The sequence below is a fragment of the Streptomyces sp. NPDC034084 genome (assembly GCF_055575535.1).
In genome coordinates this window covers 582,994-600,930 of record NZ_JBVISK010000001.1, presented here as the reverse complement: position 1 = coordinate 600,930, position 17,937 = coordinate 582,994, and the positions used below count along the sequence as shown (strand labels likewise).

At 70.6% G+C, this 17,937-nt stretch carries 23 protein-coding genes; 10 read left to right on the top strand and 13 right to left on the bottom strand.

Annotated elements, in window-relative coordinates; all coding sequences use genetic code 11:
* Nucleotides 1-56 precede the first annotated feature (56 nt).
* Nucleotides 57-557 (top strand): hypothetical protein, encoded by a 501-nt coding sequence (locus ACZ51I_RS02745; RefSeq protein WP_468871048.1) that lies wholly within the window; start codon nucleotides 57-59, stop codon nucleotides 555-557.
* Between the two features lie 205 nt (nucleotides 558-762).
* On the top strand, nucleotides 763-1,584 hold the full coding sequence (locus ACZ51I_RS02740; protein WP_468871047.1) for a hypothetical protein: 822 nt from the start codon (nucleotides 763-765) through the stop codon (nucleotides 1,582-1,584).
* An 807-nt stretch (nucleotides 1,585-2,391) separates the two neighbouring features.
* Here ACZ51I_RS02740 and ACZ51I_RS02735 read toward each other — a convergent pair.
* Nucleotides 2,392-2,691, bottom strand: a complete 300-nt coding sequence (locus tag ACZ51I_RS02735; RefSeq protein WP_468871046.1) for a hypothetical protein — start codon at nucleotides 2,689-2,691, stop codon at nucleotides 2,392-2,394.
* A 204-nt stretch (nucleotides 2,692-2,895) separates the two neighbouring features.
* Nucleotides 2,896-3,168: a hypothetical protein gene (locus ACZ51I_RS02730; RefSeq protein ID WP_468871045.1), complete on the bottom strand. Its 273-nt coding sequence runs from the start codon at nucleotides 3,166-3,168 to the stop codon at nucleotides 2,896-2,898.
* A gap of 434 nt (nucleotides 3,169-3,602) precedes the next feature.
* Between ACZ51I_RS02730 and ACZ51I_RS02725 the strand changes: the two genes are divergently transcribed.
* The 3 genes from ACZ51I_RS02725 to ACZ51I_RS02715 all read left to right on the top strand — a co-directional run bounded on the left by ACZ51I_RS02725 (nucleotide 3,603) and on the right by ACZ51I_RS02715 (nucleotide 5,104).
* Nucleotides 3,603-4,136, top strand: coding sequence for a flavoprotein (locus ACZ51I_RS02725; RefSeq protein WP_468871044.1), 534 nt, complete (start codon nucleotides 3,603-3,605; stop codon nucleotides 4,134-4,136).
* Between the two features lie 215 nt (nucleotides 4,137-4,351).
* Entirely contained in the window at nucleotides 4,352-4,513 is a 162-nt protein-coding gene (locus tag ACZ51I_RS02720; protein WP_468871043.1) for a hypothetical protein, read from the top strand.
* A 45-nt stretch (nucleotides 4,514-4,558) separates the two neighbouring features.
* Complete coding sequence (locus ACZ51I_RS02715) at nucleotides 4,559-5,104, top strand: DUF4231 domain-containing protein (protein WP_468871041.1); 546 nt, start codon at nucleotides 4,559-4,561, stop codon at nucleotides 5,102-5,104.
* A 71-nt stretch (nucleotides 5,105-5,175) separates the two neighbouring features.
* Here the strand turns inward: ACZ51I_RS02715 and ACZ51I_RS02710 are convergent, their stop codons facing one another.
* A complete protein-coding gene (locus ACZ51I_RS02710) occupies nucleotides 5,176-5,625 on the bottom strand; it encodes a lamin tail domain-containing protein (protein ID WP_468871040.1) in 450 nt (149 codons plus the stop codon).
* Between the two features lie 127 nt (nucleotides 5,626-5,752).
* Here ACZ51I_RS02710 and ACZ51I_RS02705 point away from each other — a divergent pair, with 127 nt between their 5' ends.
* Complete coding sequence (locus tag ACZ51I_RS02705; protein WP_468871038.1) at nucleotides 5,753-6,565, top strand: MBL fold metallo-hydrolase; 813 nt, start codon at nucleotides 5,753-5,755, stop codon at nucleotides 6,563-6,565.
* Here ACZ51I_RS02705 and ACZ51I_RS02700 read toward each other — a convergent pair.
* Nucleotides 6,507-7,265 (bottom strand): GntR family transcriptional regulator, encoded by a 759-nt coding sequence (locus ACZ51I_RS02700; RefSeq protein WP_468871037.1) that lies wholly within the window; start codon nucleotides 7,263-7,265, stop codon nucleotides 6,507-6,509. The two genes, ACZ51I_RS02705 and ACZ51I_RS02700, sit on opposite strands and share 59 nt — an antisense overlap.
* Nucleotides 7,266-7,452: 187 nt before the next feature.
* On the opposite strand from ACZ51I_RS02700, the gene ACZ51I_RS02695 reads away from it, so the two are divergent.
* On the top strand, nucleotides 7,453-7,677 hold the full coding sequence (locus ACZ51I_RS02695; RefSeq protein WP_468871036.1) for a hypothetical protein: 225 nt from the start codon (nucleotides 7,453-7,455) through the stop codon (nucleotides 7,675-7,677).
* Nucleotides 7,678-7,813: 136 nt separating this feature from the next.
* A complete protein-coding gene (locus tag ACZ51I_RS02690; protein ID WP_468871034.1) occupies nucleotides 7,814-8,077 on the top strand; it encodes a DUF2277 domain-containing protein in 264 nt (87 codons plus the stop codon).
* On the opposite strand, the gene ACZ51I_RS02685 is transcribed toward ACZ51I_RS02690, so the two are convergent.
* The 5 genes from ACZ51I_RS02685 to ACZ51I_RS02665 all read right to left on the bottom strand — a co-directional run bounded on the left by ACZ51I_RS02685 (nucleotide 8,037) and on the right by ACZ51I_RS02665 (nucleotide 12,458).
* Nucleotides 8,037-8,666 (bottom strand): DedA family protein, encoded by a 630-nt coding sequence (locus tag ACZ51I_RS02685; protein ID WP_468871032.1) that lies wholly within the window; start codon nucleotides 8,664-8,666, stop codon nucleotides 8,037-8,039. The genes ACZ51I_RS02690 and ACZ51I_RS02685 overlap by 41 nt on opposite strands.
* A gap of 261 nt (nucleotides 8,667-8,927) precedes the next feature.
* Nucleotides 8,928-9,404: a DoxX family protein gene (locus tag ACZ51I_RS02680; RefSeq protein ID WP_468871031.1), complete on the bottom strand. Its 477-nt coding sequence runs from the start codon at nucleotides 9,402-9,404 to the stop codon at nucleotides 8,928-8,930.
* 188 nt (nucleotides 9,405-9,592) lie between these two features.
* Nucleotides 9,593-10,237: an HNH endonuclease family protein gene (locus tag ACZ51I_RS02675; protein WP_468871680.1), complete on the bottom strand. Its 645-nt coding sequence runs from the start codon at nucleotides 10,235-10,237 to the stop codon at nucleotides 9,593-9,595.
* Between the two features lie 268 nt (nucleotides 10,238-10,505).
* Nucleotides 10,506-11,168: an HAD-IA family hydrolase gene (locus tag ACZ51I_RS02670; protein ID WP_468871030.1), complete on the bottom strand. Its 663-nt coding sequence runs from the start codon at nucleotides 11,166-11,168 to the stop codon at nucleotides 10,506-10,508.
* Nucleotides 11,169-11,435: 267 nt separating this feature from the next.
* Nucleotides 11,436-12,458, bottom strand: coding sequence for a peptidoglycan-binding domain-containing protein (locus ACZ51I_RS02665; protein WP_468871028.1), 1,023 nt, complete (start codon nucleotides 12,456-12,458; stop codon nucleotides 11,436-11,438).
* Between the two features lie 265 nt (nucleotides 12,459-12,723).
* Between ACZ51I_RS02665 and ACZ51I_RS02660 the strand changes: the two genes are divergently transcribed.
* Nucleotides 12,724-14,784, top strand: coding sequence for an MDR family MFS transporter (locus ACZ51I_RS02660; protein WP_468871027.1), 2,061 nt, complete (start codon nucleotides 12,724-12,726; stop codon nucleotides 14,782-14,784).
* Between the two features lie 15 nt (nucleotides 14,785-14,799).
* Here the strand turns inward: ACZ51I_RS02660 and ACZ51I_RS02655 are convergent, their stop codons facing one another.
* A complete protein-coding gene (locus ACZ51I_RS02655; RefSeq protein ID WP_468871025.1) occupies nucleotides 14,800-15,285 on the bottom strand; it encodes a GNAT family N-acetyltransferase in 486 nt (161 codons plus the stop codon).
* 34 nt (nucleotides 15,286-15,319) lie between these two features.
* Complete coding sequence (locus ACZ51I_RS02650) at nucleotides 15,320-15,640, bottom strand: antibiotic biosynthesis monooxygenase family protein (RefSeq protein ID WP_030688139.1); 321 nt, start codon at nucleotides 15,638-15,640, stop codon at nucleotides 15,320-15,322.
* A gap of 111 nt (nucleotides 15,641-15,751) precedes the next feature.
* Between ACZ51I_RS02650 and ACZ51I_RS02645 the strand changes: the two genes are divergently transcribed.
* A complete protein-coding gene (locus tag ACZ51I_RS02645) occupies nucleotides 15,752-16,192 on the top strand; it encodes a serpin family protein (RefSeq protein ID WP_468871679.1) in 441 nt (146 codons plus the stop codon).
* On the opposite strand, the gene ACZ51I_RS02640 is transcribed toward ACZ51I_RS02645, so the two are convergent.
* Together ACZ51I_RS02640 and ACZ51I_RS02635 are read right to left on the bottom strand one after the other, a co-directional pair.
* The gene (locus ACZ51I_RS02640; protein WP_468871024.1) at nucleotides 16,156-16,824 is read right to left on the bottom strand and encodes an O-methyltransferase; all 669 of its coding nucleotides are present in this window, start codon (nucleotides 16,822-16,824) and stop codon (nucleotides 16,156-16,158) included. The two genes, ACZ51I_RS02645 and ACZ51I_RS02640, sit on opposite strands and share 37 nt — an antisense overlap.
* Nucleotides 16,821-17,930 carry a DUF2330 domain-containing protein gene (locus ACZ51I_RS02635; protein ID WP_468871022.1) on the bottom strand — a complete coding sequence of 370 codons (1,110 nt, stop codon included), beginning with the start codon at nucleotides 17,928-17,930 and terminating at the stop codon, nucleotides 16,821-16,823. Before ACZ51I_RS02635 ends, ACZ51I_RS02640 begins: the two co-directional genes overlap by 4 nt.
* Nucleotides 17,931-17,937 lie beyond the last annotated feature (7 nt).

Below are 17,937 nucleotides of genomic sequence, written 5' to 3'. Positions count from 1 at the left end.
GGGGCGGATGTTGTGACCCTCCCCCATGCGCTGCGCCACGTCTTACCGTTGAGCTCGTGACGACACAGCCAGAGATGCTTCGCGTGGCACTGCACGGCTTCCACTCGGCGCGGGTGCGCTATTACAGCCAGCTAGACCAGGGCCATCCTGAGGAACACCTGATCATCCCTGCTATTGAGGTCATTTACTGGGGTTGTGTGCTCGACGAGCAACTAGAGGCGCGAGACGTCGTGTACAAGGACTGTCAGGACTACGGTCGCAAGATCATGCTGGGTACTCGATTCGCGAGGAATCGGGCAACGCACCAGCTGCCGATGCTCATAGAGAAGGTCTCAGGCATCGCTGCCCCGCTTAGGGCTCCCCTGCGTGCTGAAGAAATGGTTTGGCTGCCCGTTGACAGGCTTTCGGAGGGTCGGCCAGCGCCACGTCAGGAAGCCCAGTACACGAAGTACCTCGCGGGCAGGCCCGTAAGGAACACGCTGGATGACATCGCCGCTTGGTTTGCTGCGGAACAGAACAGGCCGGCATCGCCGCTGCTTTGTGTCGAGGCTGGGTAACTGGGTGCACAATGAGGCGCTGGTTCTCGAAGCAGCAGGAGACGTACGAAGTTGTGGGAGAGAAGCTGGCCACGTTGGTCGGGGCTGCCCGCGAGATGCTTCAGTCCGAGGACGATGTCGCCCCAGCCGCGCCGGAGCGGCGCCGTCGATGGTGGCGAGCGACGTAACTCTGCTGCGGACCAGTGGTGTTCGGCATGATGTCCCGGTGGACGTGTTCAAGCAGTACTTCGAGGACAACCCTGAGATCTTCGCCGCCTTGGTGGCAGCCCTCGCCATCATCGGCTCGTACCTCGCTGGCGTGCGTGGCGCGAAGATTCAAGCGAACGGGGGGCGGGACCAAGCGGCGGCGGCACGAGAGGCAGCGAGGATCGCGGCCGAGGCGCAGCGTGAGGCCGCCTTGTGGACTGTCAGGCAGGTCCAGACAGCCGAATTCATCCAGACGGTCCGTGATCTACGTCGTGCGATCGACCGCTTCTACGAGGAAGATCCGTCAGATGACACGGTGGACGAGCAATGGCAAGCTGCGGAGCAGGTGATGCTTCAGAAGTACGCCGAGGTTGAGCTTGTTGCATCCGAAGCCGTCGTCACGGCAGCAACATCTGTCCGAGATAACGTTATGAGCGCAGCGTTGAATGCCGCGCTGAACGGGCCCACAGAGTTCATACAGAACTTTCTCAGGATGCAAAGACGCAGTGACCATACGGGCTCGGCGGCCATTGCTCGACAGGCGATCGAAATGGTGGAGGCATATCAATCCGTCTTGCGAGACGGTGGTTCGGAGGAGACGGAAGGCGCTCGTCAACGTGCACACGACATCGTGCGTGAGGCTACAGGACTGCCCAGTAAGATGATCTTCGACGCCCTAGGAGATTTGAACTTCGACTGGCTGGCCACGACCGAGCGCGACAGGATAAACATCTCAATTGATCGAGATTTGGAGGCGCTCGTGGAGGCTGCCCGCGTCATGTTGAGGTCCAAGGGCGACACGGCCTCGGCGACGCCTGAAGCGAATGGCATAACAAGTTAAGCCCCCAGGGGCTGCGTTGGCCTGACGGCAGTCTGTGATGGCAACGTCGGTGCACTTGAGGGGTCACGCGCACCCTCGACGCCTGGAGTAGAGCTTGGCCACGGGCGTGGTCGTGAGGCTGGCGATGTAGCTGGGCGAACTTACAAAGCGGGCGTCGGTCGGGCGCCGCAGGCTCGGATACCTCGTCAGAGGCTGGCTGTCAGTGCTCGGTGGGAGGGTGCTGTCATGCAAGAGGTCCTCTTCGACTTGCCGGCGACGCCTCCGGAGCACGCCGTGATTGCTCCTTCCAGTTGGGTGGCGACGATCTTGGTGAACCTGATCAGTGATCACTGGTTTTTGAGGCCGAGCAGTCTATCGGGGCCGCAGTCGCAGCTGCGGGTGTCGGTGAGTTCGACGGTAATGAGTTCGGTGGGGGCAAGGCGGCCATCTTCGCCTATGGTCCTGATGCGGACGCTCTGTATCAGGTGATGGAGCCAGGCTTGCGTGCGCTTCCGTTTCGGCCGGCGCACGTCGTGCTCCGCTATGGGGAGCCTGCTGACGATGTCGTGAGCGAGCGGGTTGAGCTCTGAGCATGTGTGCCAGATGCGTGCCAGAACGAACGGTCAACCACGGTCACTGGGGGATCGCTGCGGGATCGACAGCTCGTGAGAGCCGTCGCAGCGCACAGAGGCTTGAGCTGCGGTGACGGATCAACTGCGGGCGCCAGGCTTACAAAGCAGATGTCGGCGGTTCGAAACCGTCCGCGCCCACCAGCACAAAGGCCCCTCGCCGATCATGGCGAGGGGCCTTTGACATCTATTTCTGACATCAACGCCCATGGTCACTGTGGCTGGGGGTCCAGGACCGGGACTTCGTCGAGGGGGAGCGGTGGAGGATCTGCGTCGCGCCTCTTCGGTGGCAGCGGCGATCGTCCTCGTAGACCTCCCCGGCGACCCGCTGGCGCTGAGTCCTGACCCGGATCTCCCGCTTGTCGAGGTCGACGTTCTCCCAGCGGAGCCCGACGACCTCACCGCGGCGGAAGCCGAGCGTCTCATCCAGCGAGCAGGGGGGGAGCTCCCGGGCGGCGACGGTGGGCGGCTCGACGAGTGTCGCGACGTTCCGGCTCACCAGCTCCTCACGGCAGGCCGCAGTGAGGGAGGTGTGCAGAAGGGGCGTCCTCGCCCATGCTGGCAAGATCGCACAGTCCAGTGGTTAGGACGCTGCTGAGATTCGGGCGCGCGGGGCACGCCGGGCGCTGAATCTCGTGGTGTGCCCGCCGTGGTGGGGAAGGTACCGCCTGTGGCAGCACCGCCCCCCTTGAGGCAGCCGCATCTACACGGCTTCTCGTTCTTCGCGGATGTCCTTGACGCTGGCGAGGAGAGTGCCCTCTGACTGCTCGTAGTGAGATAGGGCGAGGCCCAGCCCGAAGAAGGTGGGCGCCCACTCGCCGACGAAGATGCCCCACCGGTCGGCACGGTCGAGTCCCGCACCGGGTTCGGCCTTGAGGGATGTCATCCAGGTGGCGATGGAGAGGCCGATGGAAGCGAAGGCTGCCATGTACGCGTGTTCGCTTCGCATGCCCATGTCGTGAAGCTTCTTGATCATGGCTATCCCTAGTGTGTGAGGGTTCGGGATCTCTACCAGCGTTACCCGGTTGGCGGGCATGCGCATCCGGAGAGCCCTGGACCGCCGAACACCTACGGAACGGCTTTGGGCGGGAGCTGCCATGGGGCGAGAAGTCGGGGCCCGTACGCCGGCTGCGAATCGGGCGGTAAGGGGTGGGTCAGCGCCGACCCCAAGGCCTCCAGCCCGTAGGGCCTCCTCGCAACGAAGTACCGCTACCACAGAACCGCCTCCTTCCGTTGGCGCCTTTCCACACGGGAGCCCCCGGCTGTTGGCTGTACGCGGTTAACTTGTTCGAGCTTGCAAAGCAGATGCCGGCGGTTCGAAACCGTCCGCGCCCGCCAGTACGGAGGCCCCTCGTCGATCAGGCGAGGGGTCTTCGGCGTTCTTCGGGGTGGGTGTGGTCGGATGAAGGCATGAGCACCCTGTACTTGTTTGCGAGCGCTGCCGAGCCCGTTTTTGATATTGCTCGCGTCATCGAGGACGCGCAGGCCGACGGATGGGACGTCTGTCTCGGGCTCACCCCTACCGCGGCCCGTTGGCTTGCCGGGTCGCTTGAGGGGCTTGCCGTTCTTACCGGGCATCCCGTGCGCTGGGACTACAAGTTGCCCGGCGAGCCGGATGTGTGGCCGGAGGCCTCGGCGGTCCTTGTCGCGCCCGCCACCTTCAACACGGTCAACCAGTGGGCGCTGGGGATCACGGACAAGTTCGTCGTCGGTGTGGTCGCGGAGGGCATCGGCAAGGGGATTCCGATGGTCGCGATGCCGTGCTTGAACGCCGCCTACGCCCAGCACCCGCAGTTCGAGCGGTCCGTGGAGACGTTGCGCGGTGCCGGGGTCTCGGTGCTGTACGGCGAGGACGGATTCGTACCGCATCAGCCGGGGCAGGGGGAGCCCTACCCGTGGCGGCTGGCCCTCGATGCCGTACGGGAGCGGGCGGCGGTCGGCTGAGGCCGTTCCGGCGATCGGGGCGCGCGGGGCGGCGGGGCGTGATCAGGTGGTGGAGTGGAAGCAATCATCGCCAGTGCCATGGCCGTTGTGGGGACGCTGCTCGGCTCGGGGATCACCCTCGCCTTCCAGCGGCGCACGGCCGACAAGGGACACGAGTTCACGCGCGCGCCTACGACCTTCGGTCCGCGGCTCAGGAAGCCCTGTTCCGGGTGCAGATGCTGACCGACGACGACGGGCTCAGCCTGAGAGGTGGAGAACTCCTTGACGACATCACGCTCTTGCAGCGGGCCGGAAGCCGGGCCGAGCTGGAAGAGGTGCGGATACGGACGCGGGACGGCATCAGCGATTTCGTCCGTGAGGCCAAGCGGCACCTCTGAGGGTGGAAGTTGACGTGGCCGCTTCCTGGCCGGTGTACTCCCGGCATGTCTGAGATGGCGGACGCGTCCGAACCAGGTTTGCCCGACGGGGAGATGACCTCGCAGCGGTACATCGAGACGCGGCTCGTGCGGTACCAGGAGTGGTACGACACCAAGGCCACCCGGATGAAGGCCATGCATCTGCGGATGCGGACCGTGTCCGTCGTCGGCGGTGCGCTGGTGCCGGTGTTCGTGAACGTGGACCTCGGGTTCGCGCGGGTCGTCGCCACGGTGCTGAGCGTGGTGGTCGTCGCCGCCGTGTCGCTGGAGAGCGTGTACCGCTACCGGGAGCAGTGGAAGAACTACCGCTCGACGGAGCAGCTGCTCGGGCACGAACGGGTCTACTTCGAGGCCAGGGTCGGGCCGTATCGCGATCTGACCGAGCGCGAGGCGTTCTCCGTCCTCGTCGCCCGCGCCGAGAAGGCCATCGCCAGCGAGAACTCCGCGACCCTGAACGTCATGACCCTCGGCGGCCAGGTCGACTCCGATGTGCGGCAGCACGACGTTCCCGCCGCTCGGCGGGGGGCGGGGGAGGAGGTCCGGAGCGGCTGAGGTGTACGGGGAGGCGAGAAGGGGTGTGGGCCCCTGGCGGGGGCCCACCGGGGGTTACACGGCGTGCCGGGTCAGCACCACTTGTAGTCGACTCGCGTCGAGTTGTACGAGCAGGTGTCGACGCTCGTGCCGTTCGACTTGCGCAGCGTCGCCGTGTCCTTGTCGTTGTTCCAGACGTACGCGGCGCGGTTCTGGTACACGTTCGCGGCGGTGTTCGTGCCCCGGCCCGTGCGGACCGTCACGATCTTGCCCTTGCCGAGCGTGTAGTTGCCGAAGGTGTACTTGTGGTTGGCCGCGTCCGTCAGCGTCCAGCCCCGCAGGTTGACCGCCGCGCCGGTCGTGTTGCGTATCTGGACGTACTCGGCGTTGAGGCTGGTGTTGGAACGGTAGTCCGTCCCCGGGCTGTCGTAGTAGATCTTGTACAGGTGGACCGAGCCGGCCGCCTGCGCCTGCGAAGGCAGCAGGAGGACGCCGGAAGCCGCGGCTGCGGTCAGGGCCGCGAGCGTGCGTACGCGATGCATGAATGTCCCTCAGTTCTCTGCCGGACGCCCGCCGATGGGGCCCGGCGAGCACACAGGATACGCACGCTCTTCACCTGCTCCCCACATGTTCCAGCCAGTTGTCGGCGGCTCGGCCTAGACTCGGCGCATGGGCAGCGACTTGTTGCGAATCACCGTCCTCGGCTCCGCCACTCCCTTCCCCCGGCCCGGCAACGCCTGCTCCGGCTATCTCGTCGAGGGCGGCGGAGTCCGCCTCTGGGTGGACGCCGGCACCGGGTCCCTCGCCGAGCTCCAGCGGTACGTTGCCCTCGGCGAGGTCGACGCCGTGTGGATCTCCCATCTGCACGCCGACCACAGCGCCGATCTCCTCACCGCCTTCTACGCCCTGTTGTACGCGGGCCTCGACGTCCCGCTGCCCGTGCCCCTCTTCGGCCCGCACGGCATCGCCGACCGGCTGGCCGCCTTCCTCACCAACGGACCCCGGCGCAGTCCCGTCGAAAGCGCCTTCGCCGTCAGCGAGTTGCACGACGGCCATCACGTCCGCGTCGGTGGGCTCACCCTCCGGTCCCGCGCCGTCGACCACGGCGGCCTGCCCGCCTTCGCCCTGCGCGTGGAGGACGACCAGGGGCGTTCGCTCGTCTACTCCGGGGACTGCGAACCCTGCCCGGCGCTCGTCGAACTCGCTCACGGCTGCGACCTGTTCGTCTGCGAGGCCGACGGTGACACTCCGGGGCACCACTCGGCGGCGCAGGCCGGCCGGAGCGCCGCCGCCGCCCGCGCCGGCCGCCTCGTCGTCACCCACGTCGGCCCGGGGACCGCCCCGGTGGACGCCGTCGCCCTGGCCGCCGCCGAGTTCCCCGGCGACGTCGTCCACGCCGATCCCGGGCTGCGGTTCGACGTCGTCACGCGTCGAAGTCGTACTCCAGCACGTACGACGACGAGTCCAGCGTCATCTCGTTGAGCTCCACCGCCGCCCCGGGCCCCGTGAAGGCCGTGCGGCCGATGAGGACCACCGGCGTCCCGAACTCCAGGGCCAGCCGGTCCGACTCCTCCGCCGTCGGCATCCGGCAGCGGATCTCCTCCCGGAAACGCACCGGCCGGTGCCCCAGCTCCGTGAGCCGCGCGTAAGTGCCGCCGGGGCCCGTGTCCGGCTCGGTGATCGGCGTCCCCCGTACCAGCTCGGCGGAGAGGTACGACACCGAGAGCAGCACCGGCTTCGCGTCGAGGACGAACCGGCGGCGCCGGACGCAGACGGGGGCCCCGGGCGGCAGGTTCAGCACCTCAGCTACCCGCTCGCCCGCCTCCGTCTCGCCCACCTCGATCTGGTCGACGACCAGCTCCCGGTCCTCGACGTCCGCCGACCAGACCGAGCGGCCGTTGCCCCACCGCTCCCCGGCGAGGCGCGGGATGCCCCGGCGGCGCAGCGGACGGAAGGCCCGGACGAAGACCCCGGCGCCCTTGCGCGCCTCGGCGAGTCCTTCCGTACGCAGCACGGACAGCGCTTGGCGGGCTGTCATCCGAGCCACGTCGTAGGTCGTCATGAGGTCGTTCTCGCCGGGGAGCCGGTCGCCCGGCGCGAAGGCGCCCGACCGGATCGCTGTCCTCAACTCATCGGCGATGCGCTGGTACTTGGCCCGGCGAGCGCCGTCCTGGTCAGTCACGGGTGGACCACTCCCTTCATCTGCGGCACACCCTACGGCGCGCCCCCCGGCCCGCGTGCCCGCCTGTTCGCCGTCCCGGCCGGTCGATCCATCCATCGGGCGACATCTCTAGAGATACGTTGACAGGGCGGGGTCGCCGCGCTTCCCTGAGTCTCCCCATGTTTCAGGGTCCGGGACGGAGGGATGCGTGCAGCCACTGCCCGAGGTCGGTGACCTCGTCCGCGACACCGCCACGGGGCGGGTCGGTTTCTATGTGGAGAGCGTCTCCGGACGCCTTCGGATCCGCGCCGTCCACGGCGGTACGGAGTGGGAGGCGGAGGCCGCCGACGTCCATCCGGCCACGCCCCTGCACGAGCTGCGCGCCCGCACCGCGGAGATCAACGCCCGGAGCAGACGCGGGCTGGGCGGGTGAGAGGGGTGGTGCCGGTGGGTTACGGCAGATGTCCGCAGGTGACGGTGGACGGCTCGGAGGACTGTGGTTGGCGGTGGGTGACGGCAGGCGTCGGTGGGTGACGGCGGTTGTCAGTGGGGCGCGTCACACTGGAGGCATGTGCCGCAGCATCAAGACGCTCCGCCCGCCCGCGCTGCCCGAGGAGGCGACCGAGGACGACATCCGCGCCGCCGCCCTGCAGTACGTCCGCAAGGTCTCCGGCTTCCGCGCCCCCGCCGCCCACAACCGCGAGGTCTTCGAGCGGGCCGTGGACGAGATCGCCGACGCCACCGCGAGACTCCTCGACGGCCTGGAGGTGCGCGGCGCGCACCCCGGCGCCGTCAGGACGCGGGAGCGGGAGCCGCAGCCGGACGCCGTATGAGGAACGCGGCCAGGCCGCCCGCGAGGAAGAGCGCGAGGGTCGACACCCCCGCGCTGAACCAGGTCGCGCCCAGCCACTGACCGCCCAGCCAGCCGAGCCCCACGCTGTACGAGGCCCAGGTCACGCCCGCCAGCGCCGACCACGGCAGGAACTCCTCGATCCGGCGCTTCGACGCGCCCGCGCCCAGGGAGACCACGGAGCGGCCCGCCGGGGCGAAGCGCGCGAGCACCACGAGCAGTCCGCCGCCTCGGGCGAGCGCGGTGCCGAGACGTTCCTGCGCCAGTGAGAGGCGGCGCGAGCGGGCGATCGCCCGGTCCAGCCGGGCCCCGCCGCGCAGTGCCAGGCGGTACGCGAGGAAGTCGCCGAGCACCGAGGCGGTGGCCGCGCAGAGGAGCAGGGGGAGGAGCGACGGCACGCCGGAGGAGACCCCGGGGGCCGTCGCCGCCGCCGTGGCGGCGGTGATCACCAGGAAGCCGCTCGGCAGCACGGGCAGGAAGACGTCGAGCAGGATCGACGTCGCCACCGCCGGGTAGATCCACGGCCCGGCGGTGAGCGACCGCAGCGAGCCCAGGCTGTCGAGCAGATTCACGGGCCAGAGCCTACGCGGGGAAGGGGGACCTGCCGCCGGTGGGGCGGCGGGCTCCGGTGGCCCCGGTCCGGGTGGCCCCGGCCCGGGTGCCCCCGGCCGGGAGCAGGGGCGGGGCGGGGGTGGCCTCGGCCCTGCCACAGGCCTCGCTCCGGTCGTGCCGGGTCGGCCGCGCCTGGCCTTGGCCGAGATGCGCCCCCGTCCGCCCCCCAGCCCAAGAAGGGCCGGAAACCGTGGTGTGGTTTCCGGCCCTTCTGTGGTGCCTCAGGCTGCCACCGGCGCGCCCGGCTGGTCCTCGCGGGGCTTCGTGGTCGTGGGCTCACCGGTGCCGAAGAGGCGGTCCAGGGCGAGGGCGCCCGGGCCCGTGAAGACCAGGAGCGCGAAGGCCCAGCAGAACATGGCCGCACTCTCGCCGCCGTTCTGGAGCGGGAGGAGCGACTCCGGCTGGTGGACCTTGAAGTACGCGTACGCCATGGAGCCCGAGGCCAGGAAGGCGGCGATCCGGGTGCCGAGGCCGACCAGGACCAGGACGCCGGCGCCGAGCTGGATGACGGCCGCGTACCAGCTCGGCCACGTGCCGGCCGGTACCGCGCTGCCGCCGAGGACGCCGAAGAGCGAGGCGGCGCCGTGGCAGGCGAAGAGCAGGCCGACGACGATGCGGAAGAGGCCGAGTGCGTAGGGCTGGGCCTGGTTCAGGCGGCTCGTGAGGCTCGTGGTGGGGGTGGTGCTCGGAGCGGTCATGGGGGTGGGACTCCTTCGGCCTGGCCCCGTCCGTGGGGGGACGGGGCGCGGGGGACGTAAACCGATGAGGCCGTAAGGTTAGGCACCCCTCACTATTACTTGCAAGTTCAACATTCGGTCATCGGGGAGTGGATGGCAAGGCGCAACCCGTGGCGACCGTGGATGACGTTCAGTCAGGAAGTCGTGCCTCAGCAACCGTTGAGGATCGACTGCAGGGTGCTCTTCTCGGCGGAGTCGACACTGAGGTTCCAGTAGTACTTCACGTGCACCCACGCCCGGACGTACGTACAGCGGTACGCGGTTCGCGAGGGCAGCCACTTCGCCGGGTCCAGGTCGCCCTTGGCCTGGTTGACGTTGTCGGTCACGGCTATGAGCTGCGGGCGGGTGAGGTCGTTCGCGAAGGACTGGCGCTGCGCGGTGGTCCACGAGTTCGCGCCCGAGCGCCAGGCCTCGGCGAGCGGGACCATGTGGTCGATGTCGAGGTCCGAGGCGAGGGTCCAGGTGGCGCCGTCGTACTCCGAGTACCAGCTGCCGCTCGTGGCGGCGCAGTTGGAGTCGGTGACCACGTTCACGCCGTCCCGCTTGAGAACCGTCTCGCGCGTGTTGCAGGTGCCGGACTGGGTGATCCAGTGCGGGAACAGGTCCCTGCTGTAACCCGACGTCGAACCCTCCGCCTTGACCGTGAGGGCGGCCAGGTAGGTGCGGGCGGTCGCGGCGCTGACCGGGGTGGGCATGGCGGCCTGCGCGGCCGGGGCGGTGGCGAGGAGGCCGGTGACGGTGAGGGCGGCGGAGGTGGCGAGTACGGCGATTCGACGCGCGTAGATCTTGCCGATGGGCATGTGAACTCCCTTGATGTGAGGGGACCTTGGCTACTTCCGTCCCCACTGGCTGCCGGGCGTGGGCCCGGTCATCGTGGCGGCGCAAGGTTTCCGTGGGTGGTGCGCCAGGTAACAGGGTGGCGACATGGACACGTCACATCAAGGGGTGTGACGCTTCTGATGGAGCGCCAGATTCCGCCCGCGTCGGGAGCGGGGTCCCCAAAACGCCTCGCGCGCGGCCGGGAGTTCCGGCCGCGCGCGAGGGGAGGGGTGCGGGGTTACGTCAGGTGGTCAGGGTGATCCGGCCGTCGCCCGCCGGCTCCAACCGCAGCCGGGTGAGGTCGTCGACGTGCACGTCCGGCGCGAAGGCCGCCGCGCGCGGGCCCACGCCCACGACGCGCATGCCGGCCGCGCGGCCTGCCTGGATCCCCGCCTCGGAGTCCTCGAAGACCACGCAGTCCGCCGGCTCGAAGCCCAGCGCCGCCGCGCCCTTGAGGAAGCCCTCGGGATCCGGCTTGCTGGCGCCCACGCACTCGGCGGTGATCCTGGTCTCCGGCATCGGGAGGTCCGCCGCGCCCATCCGGGCCTGGGCGAGCGCCTCGTCCGCCGAGGTCACCAGGGCGTGCGGGAGGCCCGCGATCGCCGCCAGGAACGCCGGGGCGCCGGGGACGGGCACGACCCCGTCGAGGTCGGCGGTCTCCTCGGCCAGTATCACCCGGTTGTCGGCGTGGTTCTCGGCCATCGGACGGTCCGGGAGGAGGACGGCCATCGTCGCGTACCCCTGGCGGCCGTGGACCACCTTGAGCACCTCGTCCGCGTCGAGCCCCTGCCGGTCCGCCCAGCGGCGCCAGCAGCGTTCGACGACGGCGTCCGAGTTGACGAGGGTGCCGTCCATGTCGAGGAGGAGGGCGCGGGCGGTGAGCGTTGCCGGGGTGGGGGCAGGCATCGGGTCTCCAGAAGGGGTGGCGCGGAGAACGAAGTGGTCCCGCCCACCGGTCAGGGAGTGCGGGCGGGGCCACTTTGTTCTTGCACGATACAAAACCTGGGGCCGTCTTGGCCAGCCGGTCCGCCGGGCGGTCTTCCGGGGCGGTCCGCCGGTCCGTCCGCCGGTTCGTCCGCCGGTCCGTCCGCCGGACCGGTCTTCCGGCCCGGGCCCGCCGGTGCCGGGGGTCCGCACGGCCGGCGCGACCACGCCCGGCCGCGCCGGCCGGGTCTAGAGCCAGGTGCTCCGCTCCAGGGCCTCCCGCGTGTGGGGGCCGTACACGCCCTTCGGGTCGCCCTCGATGTACATCCAGGACTGGTAGCTCTTCACCGCGCGCCAGACCTCCTGGTCGTACACCCCGTCCACCTCTCCGTGGTACGCCCCCGCCAGCGTCAGCCGCGCCTGGAGCTCGACGACCTCCTCGCCCGTCGAGCCCATGCTCAGCGTGACCACCGTCTCCTCGGTCTCACGGGGCGGCTGCGAGGACGGCGTGGCCGTCGTCGGCGCGGCGGTCGTCGTCGGAGCGGCCGAGGAGGTCGCGGCCGGAGGGGCCACCGCGCTCGTCGACGCGCTCGGGCTCGCGCCGGTCCGGCTCGGGGAGGGGGTGGGGGTCGGGGACGGCGACGCGGACGTACGGTGCGGGGTCGGGGAGGAGGTGGTCGGCTCGGGGGTCTCGGAGGAGGGGGACGGCGCCTCCGACACGGCGACGTTCAGGGACGCGCTCGTGGTCACCTCCGGTACGGCCGCCCGGTCGCCGGTCTCCTCCGCGCCGCCGAGGACGGCCGCCGCCAGGGCCGCGGTGCCCGCGACGGCGACGGCGGCCACCGCCGCGACCACCGCGCCGCGCCTGCGGCCCCGGGCCCGCGTGCCCGCCCGGGGTGGTACGTCTCCGATGCCGCGCAGCAGCAGCGGCATCGTCTCGGAGGGGTCGCCCGCGATGCCGGGGTGCACCACCTGTTCGGTGGAGGCGCCGCGCTCGGGGTGGATCGCCGCCAGCCGGGTGGTCGGCGGATCCTCCGTCGCGTACGCGGACAGCTGGGCGGTCGGCTGCGCGTCGGGCCCCGCCGGGTCGACCCCGGCCCCGGCCTCCGGCCCCGCCGGGCCGGCCCCCACCTCGTACGGCCGCGCGGCCCAAGCCTCGGGCCCGGCCCCGGCGCCGTCCGGCCCCGCCGGGCCGCCCCCCGACCCCGACCCCGCCCCCGCCCCGTACGGCCCCTCCGGAGTCTGCGACCCCTCGGGCCCCTCCAGCGTCACGTACGGCCTGATCCGTAGGGGATCGAAGTCCTCGGCGGTCGTCGGCTCCGCCGCCCGGGCGCAGGCGCAGCCAGGTCTGTGTACACCGCATTCAGGACAGACGTGTCCGGTCATGATGGGTCCCCTCCCCGAGACAACTGCGAGCGATTATGCAGCCCAGCCCTCTCCGAAGGGCGAACGGCTGTGCCCTTCCGCAGGCCATAACGGGACATTCGGATCAGGATGGAGGAGCGGTTCACGGCGACGAGACGGAGACGGAGACCCCATGGCCCAGGACACACGCCCGTCCGAGCTCGGCGACGCCCCGGCGCCGGGGGAGGGACAGAGCCACCGCACCGTCCTCGTCGCGATCGGCGCGCTGCTGCTCGGCATGCTGCTCGCCGCCCTCGACCAGACCATCGTGTCCACCGCCCTGCCGACCATCGTCAGCGAGCTCGGCGGCATGGAACACCTCTCCTGGGTGGTCACCGCCTACATGCTCGCGTCCACGGCCGCGACCCCCCTCTGGGGCAAGCTGGGCGACCAGTACGGGCGCAAGAAGCTCTTCCAGGGCGCCATCGTCGTCTTCCTGATCGGATCGGCCCTCTGCGGCATCGCCCAGAACATGCCCCAGCTCATCGCCTTCCGTGCGATCCAGGGCCTCGGCGGCGGCGGCCTCATGGTCCTGTCGATGGCGATCGTCGGCGACCTCGTCTCGCCCCGGGAGCGCGGCAAGTACCAGGGCCTCTTCGGTGCCGTCTTCGGCGCCACCAGCGTCCTCGGCCCGCTGCTCGGCGGCCTCTTCACCGAGCACCTCTCCTGGCGCTGGGTGTTCTACATCAACCTGCCGATCGGGGTCGTCGCACTCTTCGTGATCGCCGCCGTGCTGCACATCCCGGTGCGGCCCACCCGTCACACGATCGACTACCTCGGCACCTTCCTCATCGCCTCGGTCGCCACCTGCCTGGTCCTGGTGGCCTCCCTCGGCGGCACCACCTGGGCGTGGGGCTCGGCGCAGATCATCGGGCTCGCCGTCCTCGGAGCCGTACTCCTCGTGTGGTTCGTGTCCGTCGAGCGGCGGGCCACCGAGCCCGTGCTGCCGCTCAAGCTGTTCCGGATCCGGACCTTCAGCCTCGTCTCCGTCATCAGCTTCGTCGTCGGCTTCGCCATGTTCGGCGCGATGACCTACCTGCCGACCTTCCTCCAGGTCGTCCAGGGCGTCAGCCCGACCATGTCCGGCGTCCACATGCTGCCGATGGTCCTCGGCATGCTGATCACCTCGACCGGGTCCGGCCAGATCGTCTCGCACACCGGCCGCTGGAAGGTCTTCCCCATCGCCGGCACCGCCCTCACCGGACTCGGCCTGCTCCTCCTCCACAAGCTGACGGAGACCAGCTCGACCTGGTCGATGAGCGTCTGCTTCTTCGTCTTCGGCGCCGGACTCGGCCTCGTCATGCAGGTCCTCGTCCTGGTCGTGCAGAACGCCGTCTCGTACGAGGACCTCGGTGTCGCCACCTCCGGAGCCACCTTCTTCCGCTCCATCGGCGCCTCCTTCGGCGTCGCCGTCTTCGGCACGATCTTCACCAACCGGCTCACCGCCGAACTCGACGACGTGTTCGCGAGCGCGGGTACGCAGCTCCCGCCCGGCACCGGCCCCGGCCGCGTGGCCGCCGACCCGCGCGCCATCGCCGAGCTCCCGCCCGCGCTGCGGCCACCCGTGCTGCACGCGTACGCCACGTCCATCACGGACGTCTTCCTGTACGCGGCGCCCGTCGTCCTCGTCGCCTTCGTCGTCGCCTGGTTCCTGAAGGAGGACAAGCTCCGCGCCTCGGTCACCGCGCCCGACACCAGCCAGACGCTCGCCTCCAACCCGGTCGAGCGCTCCTCGTACGACGAGTGCGCCCGCGCCCTGTCCCTCCTCGGCTCCAGGGAGGGCCGCAAGGCGATCTACGTGAAGATCACCGCGCGCGCAGGGCTCGACCTGCTGCCCGCCGCGAGCTGGATGCTGCTGCGCATCCGCCGCCACGGCACCGTCGAACCCGCCCGGCTCGCCGAGACCACCCCCGTACCACTGCGGGCGATCACGGAGGCGTCCCGGCAGCTGGAGGAGCGGCGCCTGGTCGTCCGGGAGGGGATCCAGATGAGTCTCACCGAGGACGGCGTACGGACCGCGACGGTACTCGCCAAGGCCCGGGAGGACTCGCTCGCCGAACTCCTCGGCGACTGGTGGGGGCCCGACCGGCCCACCGACCTGGTGAAACTCGTGGAGGAACTCACGGCCGAGCTGAGCGGCTCGGACGGGGAACGCCCCCACACGCCCGAGCCGCCCCGCGACCACCACGCCTGAGCGCCGCCCCGGGCCTCAGAGCGCCTTGCCGTACCAGATTTCCATGTACGGGCCGGTGCAGTACGCCGGGATCTCCGCGTACCCGTGCCGCGTGTACAGGCCGCGTGCCTCGACCAGGTCGAGCCGCGTGTTGAGGACCATCCGGCGGGCGCCGAGGCCGCGCGCCGCCTCCTCCAGGCTCCGCAGCAGGGCGCCCGCGCCGCCCGCGCCCCGGAAGGCGTGCCGCAGGAAGACCCGGGTCAGCTCGGCGCGCTCCTCGTCCAGCATGAGGACCCCGCCGCAGCCGGCCGGCTTCCCCTCGAACCGGGCCACCAGGAACTGCCCGGTCGGCGGGGTCAGGAACTCGACCCCGTCGTTCGTCAGGCCCTCGTCTATCTCGGCCTCGGTCGCGGGGCGCTTCCAGTAGCGGCTGGCCACGTCGTCGTAGTAGTCGCGCCGCAGGGCCGTCGCGTCCGGGGTGTCGACGCGCTCGGGGGAGAAGGTCCAGGTCATGCGGGCCATTGTGCGACCCGCACGACGGAGCTCGCCGCCGAATTCACTTCGGCGAGGCCTGCTGGACGACCTCGAAGGACCACAGGGTGGAGCCGGACGCGGCGGGCTTCGGCCGCTCGCCCCCCTCGCCACCGCCCTGGTGGGCGGCCTTCATGGAACCGTTCATCCAGTTCTGGAAGTCCTCCTCGCTGCGCCAGCGCGTGTACACCAGGTACTGGTCGGTGCCCTCCACGGGCCGCAGCAGCTCGAACCACTCGAAGCCGTCGGACCCCTCCACGGCCCCGGCCCGAGAGGCGAACCGCTGCTCCAGCACCTCACGCTGCTCGGCCGGCACGGTCAGGACGTTGATCTTCACGATGCTCATGGAGGGCAGGATATGACCCACGGCTCGGGCGTCCGTGACGCGAAGGGTGTCAGGGGCCACGGACGACTTGTCGATGGGTGAACTCCCCGCCCTGCGAGGGGAGCTCGACGCCTGGGTGCGGGAGGCACCGGCGGGCGGATCGAGCGGCTGCCCCTCGACCTCGACGGCTCCGAGGACCTGGTCCTGCTCGACGCGCTCGCCCTCCAGGCATCCTGGCTGGTCGCCTTCCCGGGCCCCCTCACCCGCGACGAGCCCTTCACCGACGGCTACGGCGGCACCCGGCCCGTACCGACCACGCGGCAGCGGATTCCGGCCGGGTGGGGCTGGTACGTGGACGGGGTCACCGTCGTCGAGCTGCCGTGCGCCGGTGCACGGCCGGTCCCGCCCCGCCCCAAGGGTGTGGAGCGGGTCGCGTTCGACCGGCCGTTCGGGGTCGTGGTGCTCGGCGGGGCGGGTGAGCTGCCGCTCTTCACCGGCTGGCGGTCCAGTCCCCCTGAGCGGAAGGAGCGCCCGGTCTATCCGACCACGCGGGCGAGCAGCAGGCCGTCGTAGCCCTTCGTGCCGACCGTCTGGACGGCCGTCGCGTCCAGGCGCGGTTCGCCGGCGATGAAGTCGAACATCTCGCGCGTGCCCGTGATGGCCGGGTCGTCCGGGTCCGGGGCGGCGACCCTGCCGTTGCGCACCACGTTGTCGACGATGATCACCGTGCCCGGACGGGAGAGCTTCAGGGCCCATGCCACGTAGTGCGGGTTGTTGGCCTTGTCGGCGTCGATGAAGACGAGGTCGAAGGGGCCCGCGGCCTCCGTCTCCAGCTGCGGCAGGCTGTCCAGGGCCGCGCCCGTCCTGACCTCGACGGTCTTGTCGAGTCCCGCGCGGGCGATGTTGGCGCGGGCGACCTCCGCGTGGGCGGGGTCGTACTCCAGGGTGATCAGCCGGCCGTCGGCGGGCAGCGCGCGGGCAAGCCAGATCGTGCTGTAGCCGCCGAGGGTGCCGATCTCCAGGATCTTCCGCGCGCCCTGCATCCCGGCGAGCAGGTGGAGCAGCTTGCCCTGGTTGGGGGTGACGGCGATCTCCGGCAGGCCCGCCGCCGTGGAGGCGGTGAGCGCGGCCGTGAGCGCCTCGTCGTCCGGGGCGATCGTCTCGCCGAAGTACTGGTCGACTGCGGTCCACTGAGGGTTCGTCATGCGGGCGAACGTACACCGGAGTCCACGGCGCGGCTCCGCCTTTTCACCCGTACGGCGAGCAGCGCCGCGGCCGCCGCGAGCAGCAGGCCGCCGCCCACGGTCAGCAGCCAGACCGGGATGCCGCCGGCGACGGTGAGGAGCCGGTCGGTGTACTCGACCTGGCGGTACGGGGTGTCGGCGACGGTCCGCAGACGGTGGTCGTCGTCGATGCGTTCGGGGTGGGGGAACCTCTGCTCCAGGGCGGTGAGATGCACCGGGGCGCCGCCGGTGAGTCCGGCGAGGGCGGCGCTCTCGTCACCCTCGATCCGGCCGGCGAAGGTCACCTCGGGGCGGTCGCCGCCGATGGGGGAGCGGGGCTCCATCCGGTGGTCGGCGAGGACGTACAGGCCGAGGGTCTGGGGTGTCCGCGCGAGGCGGGAGAGCCGCATGGGGTAGACGAGCTCGGGGGAGGCGAAGGCGATCCGAAGCGGCGTCAGTTCGCCGTGGAGGGCCGCGTCCTTCTCCTGCGGGGCCAGGCGGACGGCGACGTACTCCCACTTCCGGTCGACGTAGGGCTGGAGCGCGCCGGGGAGCCGCTCGGGCAGCTCGAAGCCGTTGGCGCGCAGCCAGTCGCCGAGGGCCCCGGGGTCGGTGGCGGTGAGCCGGGCGACGTCGAAGGGGCCGAGGCGCTCGCGGCCGACGACACCGACGCCGGTGCCCGCGCCGGGCGGGGCGGCGCCGACCGCCCCGTCGCCGTAGGCGCTGTCGAAGGGCCAGTCGCCCTCGCGCGGCCAGAAGTAGTGCCGGTCGCGTTGTTCGGGCGCGGTGAGTGATTCCAGCGCGTCGAAGAGGGCCGGCTCGCCGAGGGTGACGTCCGCGCGGCTCGGCACCGGCATGATCCAGGCGGCCCGCCGCGCGGTGCCGTGGACGTGGAAGCGCATGACCACGGTCTCGGTGCGCCCGTCCCAGCGGACGGCCGACTCCTCCCGGTCGACGCCGATGCGCTCGGACCTGTCCGGGATCATCGCGCCGCAGCCGCAGGCGTAGGCCGGTGCGACGAGCGAGCCGAGCTGGAGCGCCAGCAGCGCGACGACGATGGTCAGGATGTGTCTCTGTGTCCCCCGCATGCTGGGT

Bases quoted from the DNA above. Each gene is read 5' to 3' on its own strand.
- ACZ51I_RS02730 (WP_468871045.1), bottom strand. From the start codon at position 3,168: ATGATCAAGAAGCTTCACGACATGGGCATGCGAAGCGAACACGCGTAC.
- ACZ51I_RS02725 (WP_468871044.1), top strand. From the start codon at position 3,603: ATGAGCACCCTGTACTTGTTTGCGAGCGCTGCCGAGCCCGTTTTTGAT.
- ACZ51I_RS02720 (WP_468871043.1), top strand. From the start codon at position 4,352: ATGCTGACCGACGACGACGGGCTCAGCCTGAGAGGTGGAGAACTCCTT.
- ACZ51I_RS02715 (WP_468871041.1), top strand. From the start codon at position 4,559: ATGTCTGAGATGGCGGACGCGTCCGAACCAGGTTTGCCCGACGGGGAG.
- ACZ51I_RS02710 (WP_468871040.1), bottom strand. From the start codon at position 5,625: ATGCATCGCGTACGCACGCTCGCGGCCCTGACCGCAGCCGCGGCTTCC.
- ACZ51I_RS02705 (WP_468871038.1), top strand. From the start codon at position 5,753: ATGGGCAGCGACTTGTTGCGAATCACCGTCCTCGGCTCCGCCACTCCC.
- ACZ51I_RS02690 (WP_468871034.1), top strand. From the start codon at position 7,814: ATGTGCCGCAGCATCAAGACGCTCCGCCCGCCCGCGCTGCCCGAGGAG.
- ACZ51I_RS02680 (WP_468871031.1), bottom strand. From the start codon at position 9,404: ATGACCGCTCCGAGCACCACCCCCACCACGAGCCTCACGAGCCGCCTG.
- ACZ51I_RS02670 (WP_468871030.1), bottom strand. From the start codon at position 11,168: ATGCCTGCCCCCACCCCGGCAACGCTCACCGCCCGCGCCCTCCTCCTC.
- ACZ51I_RS02660 (WP_468871027.1), top strand. From the start codon at position 12,724: ATGGCCCAGGACACACGCCCGTCCGAGCTCGGCGACGCCCCGGCGCCG.
- ACZ51I_RS02655 (WP_468871025.1), bottom strand. From the start codon at position 15,285: ATGGCCCGCATGACCTGGACCTTCTCCCCCGAGCGCGTCGACACCCCG.
- ACZ51I_RS02650 (WP_030688139.1), bottom strand. From the start codon at position 15,640: ATGAGCATCGTGAAGATCAACGTCCTGACCGTGCCGGCCGAGCAGCGT.
- ACZ51I_RS02640 (WP_468871024.1), bottom strand. From the start codon at position 16,824: ATGACGAACCCTCAGTGGACCGCAGTCGACCAGTACTTCGGCGAGACG.
- ACZ51I_RS02635 (WP_468871022.1), bottom strand. From the start codon at position 17,930: ATGCGGGGGACACAGAGACACATCCTGACCATCGTCGTCGCGCTGCTG.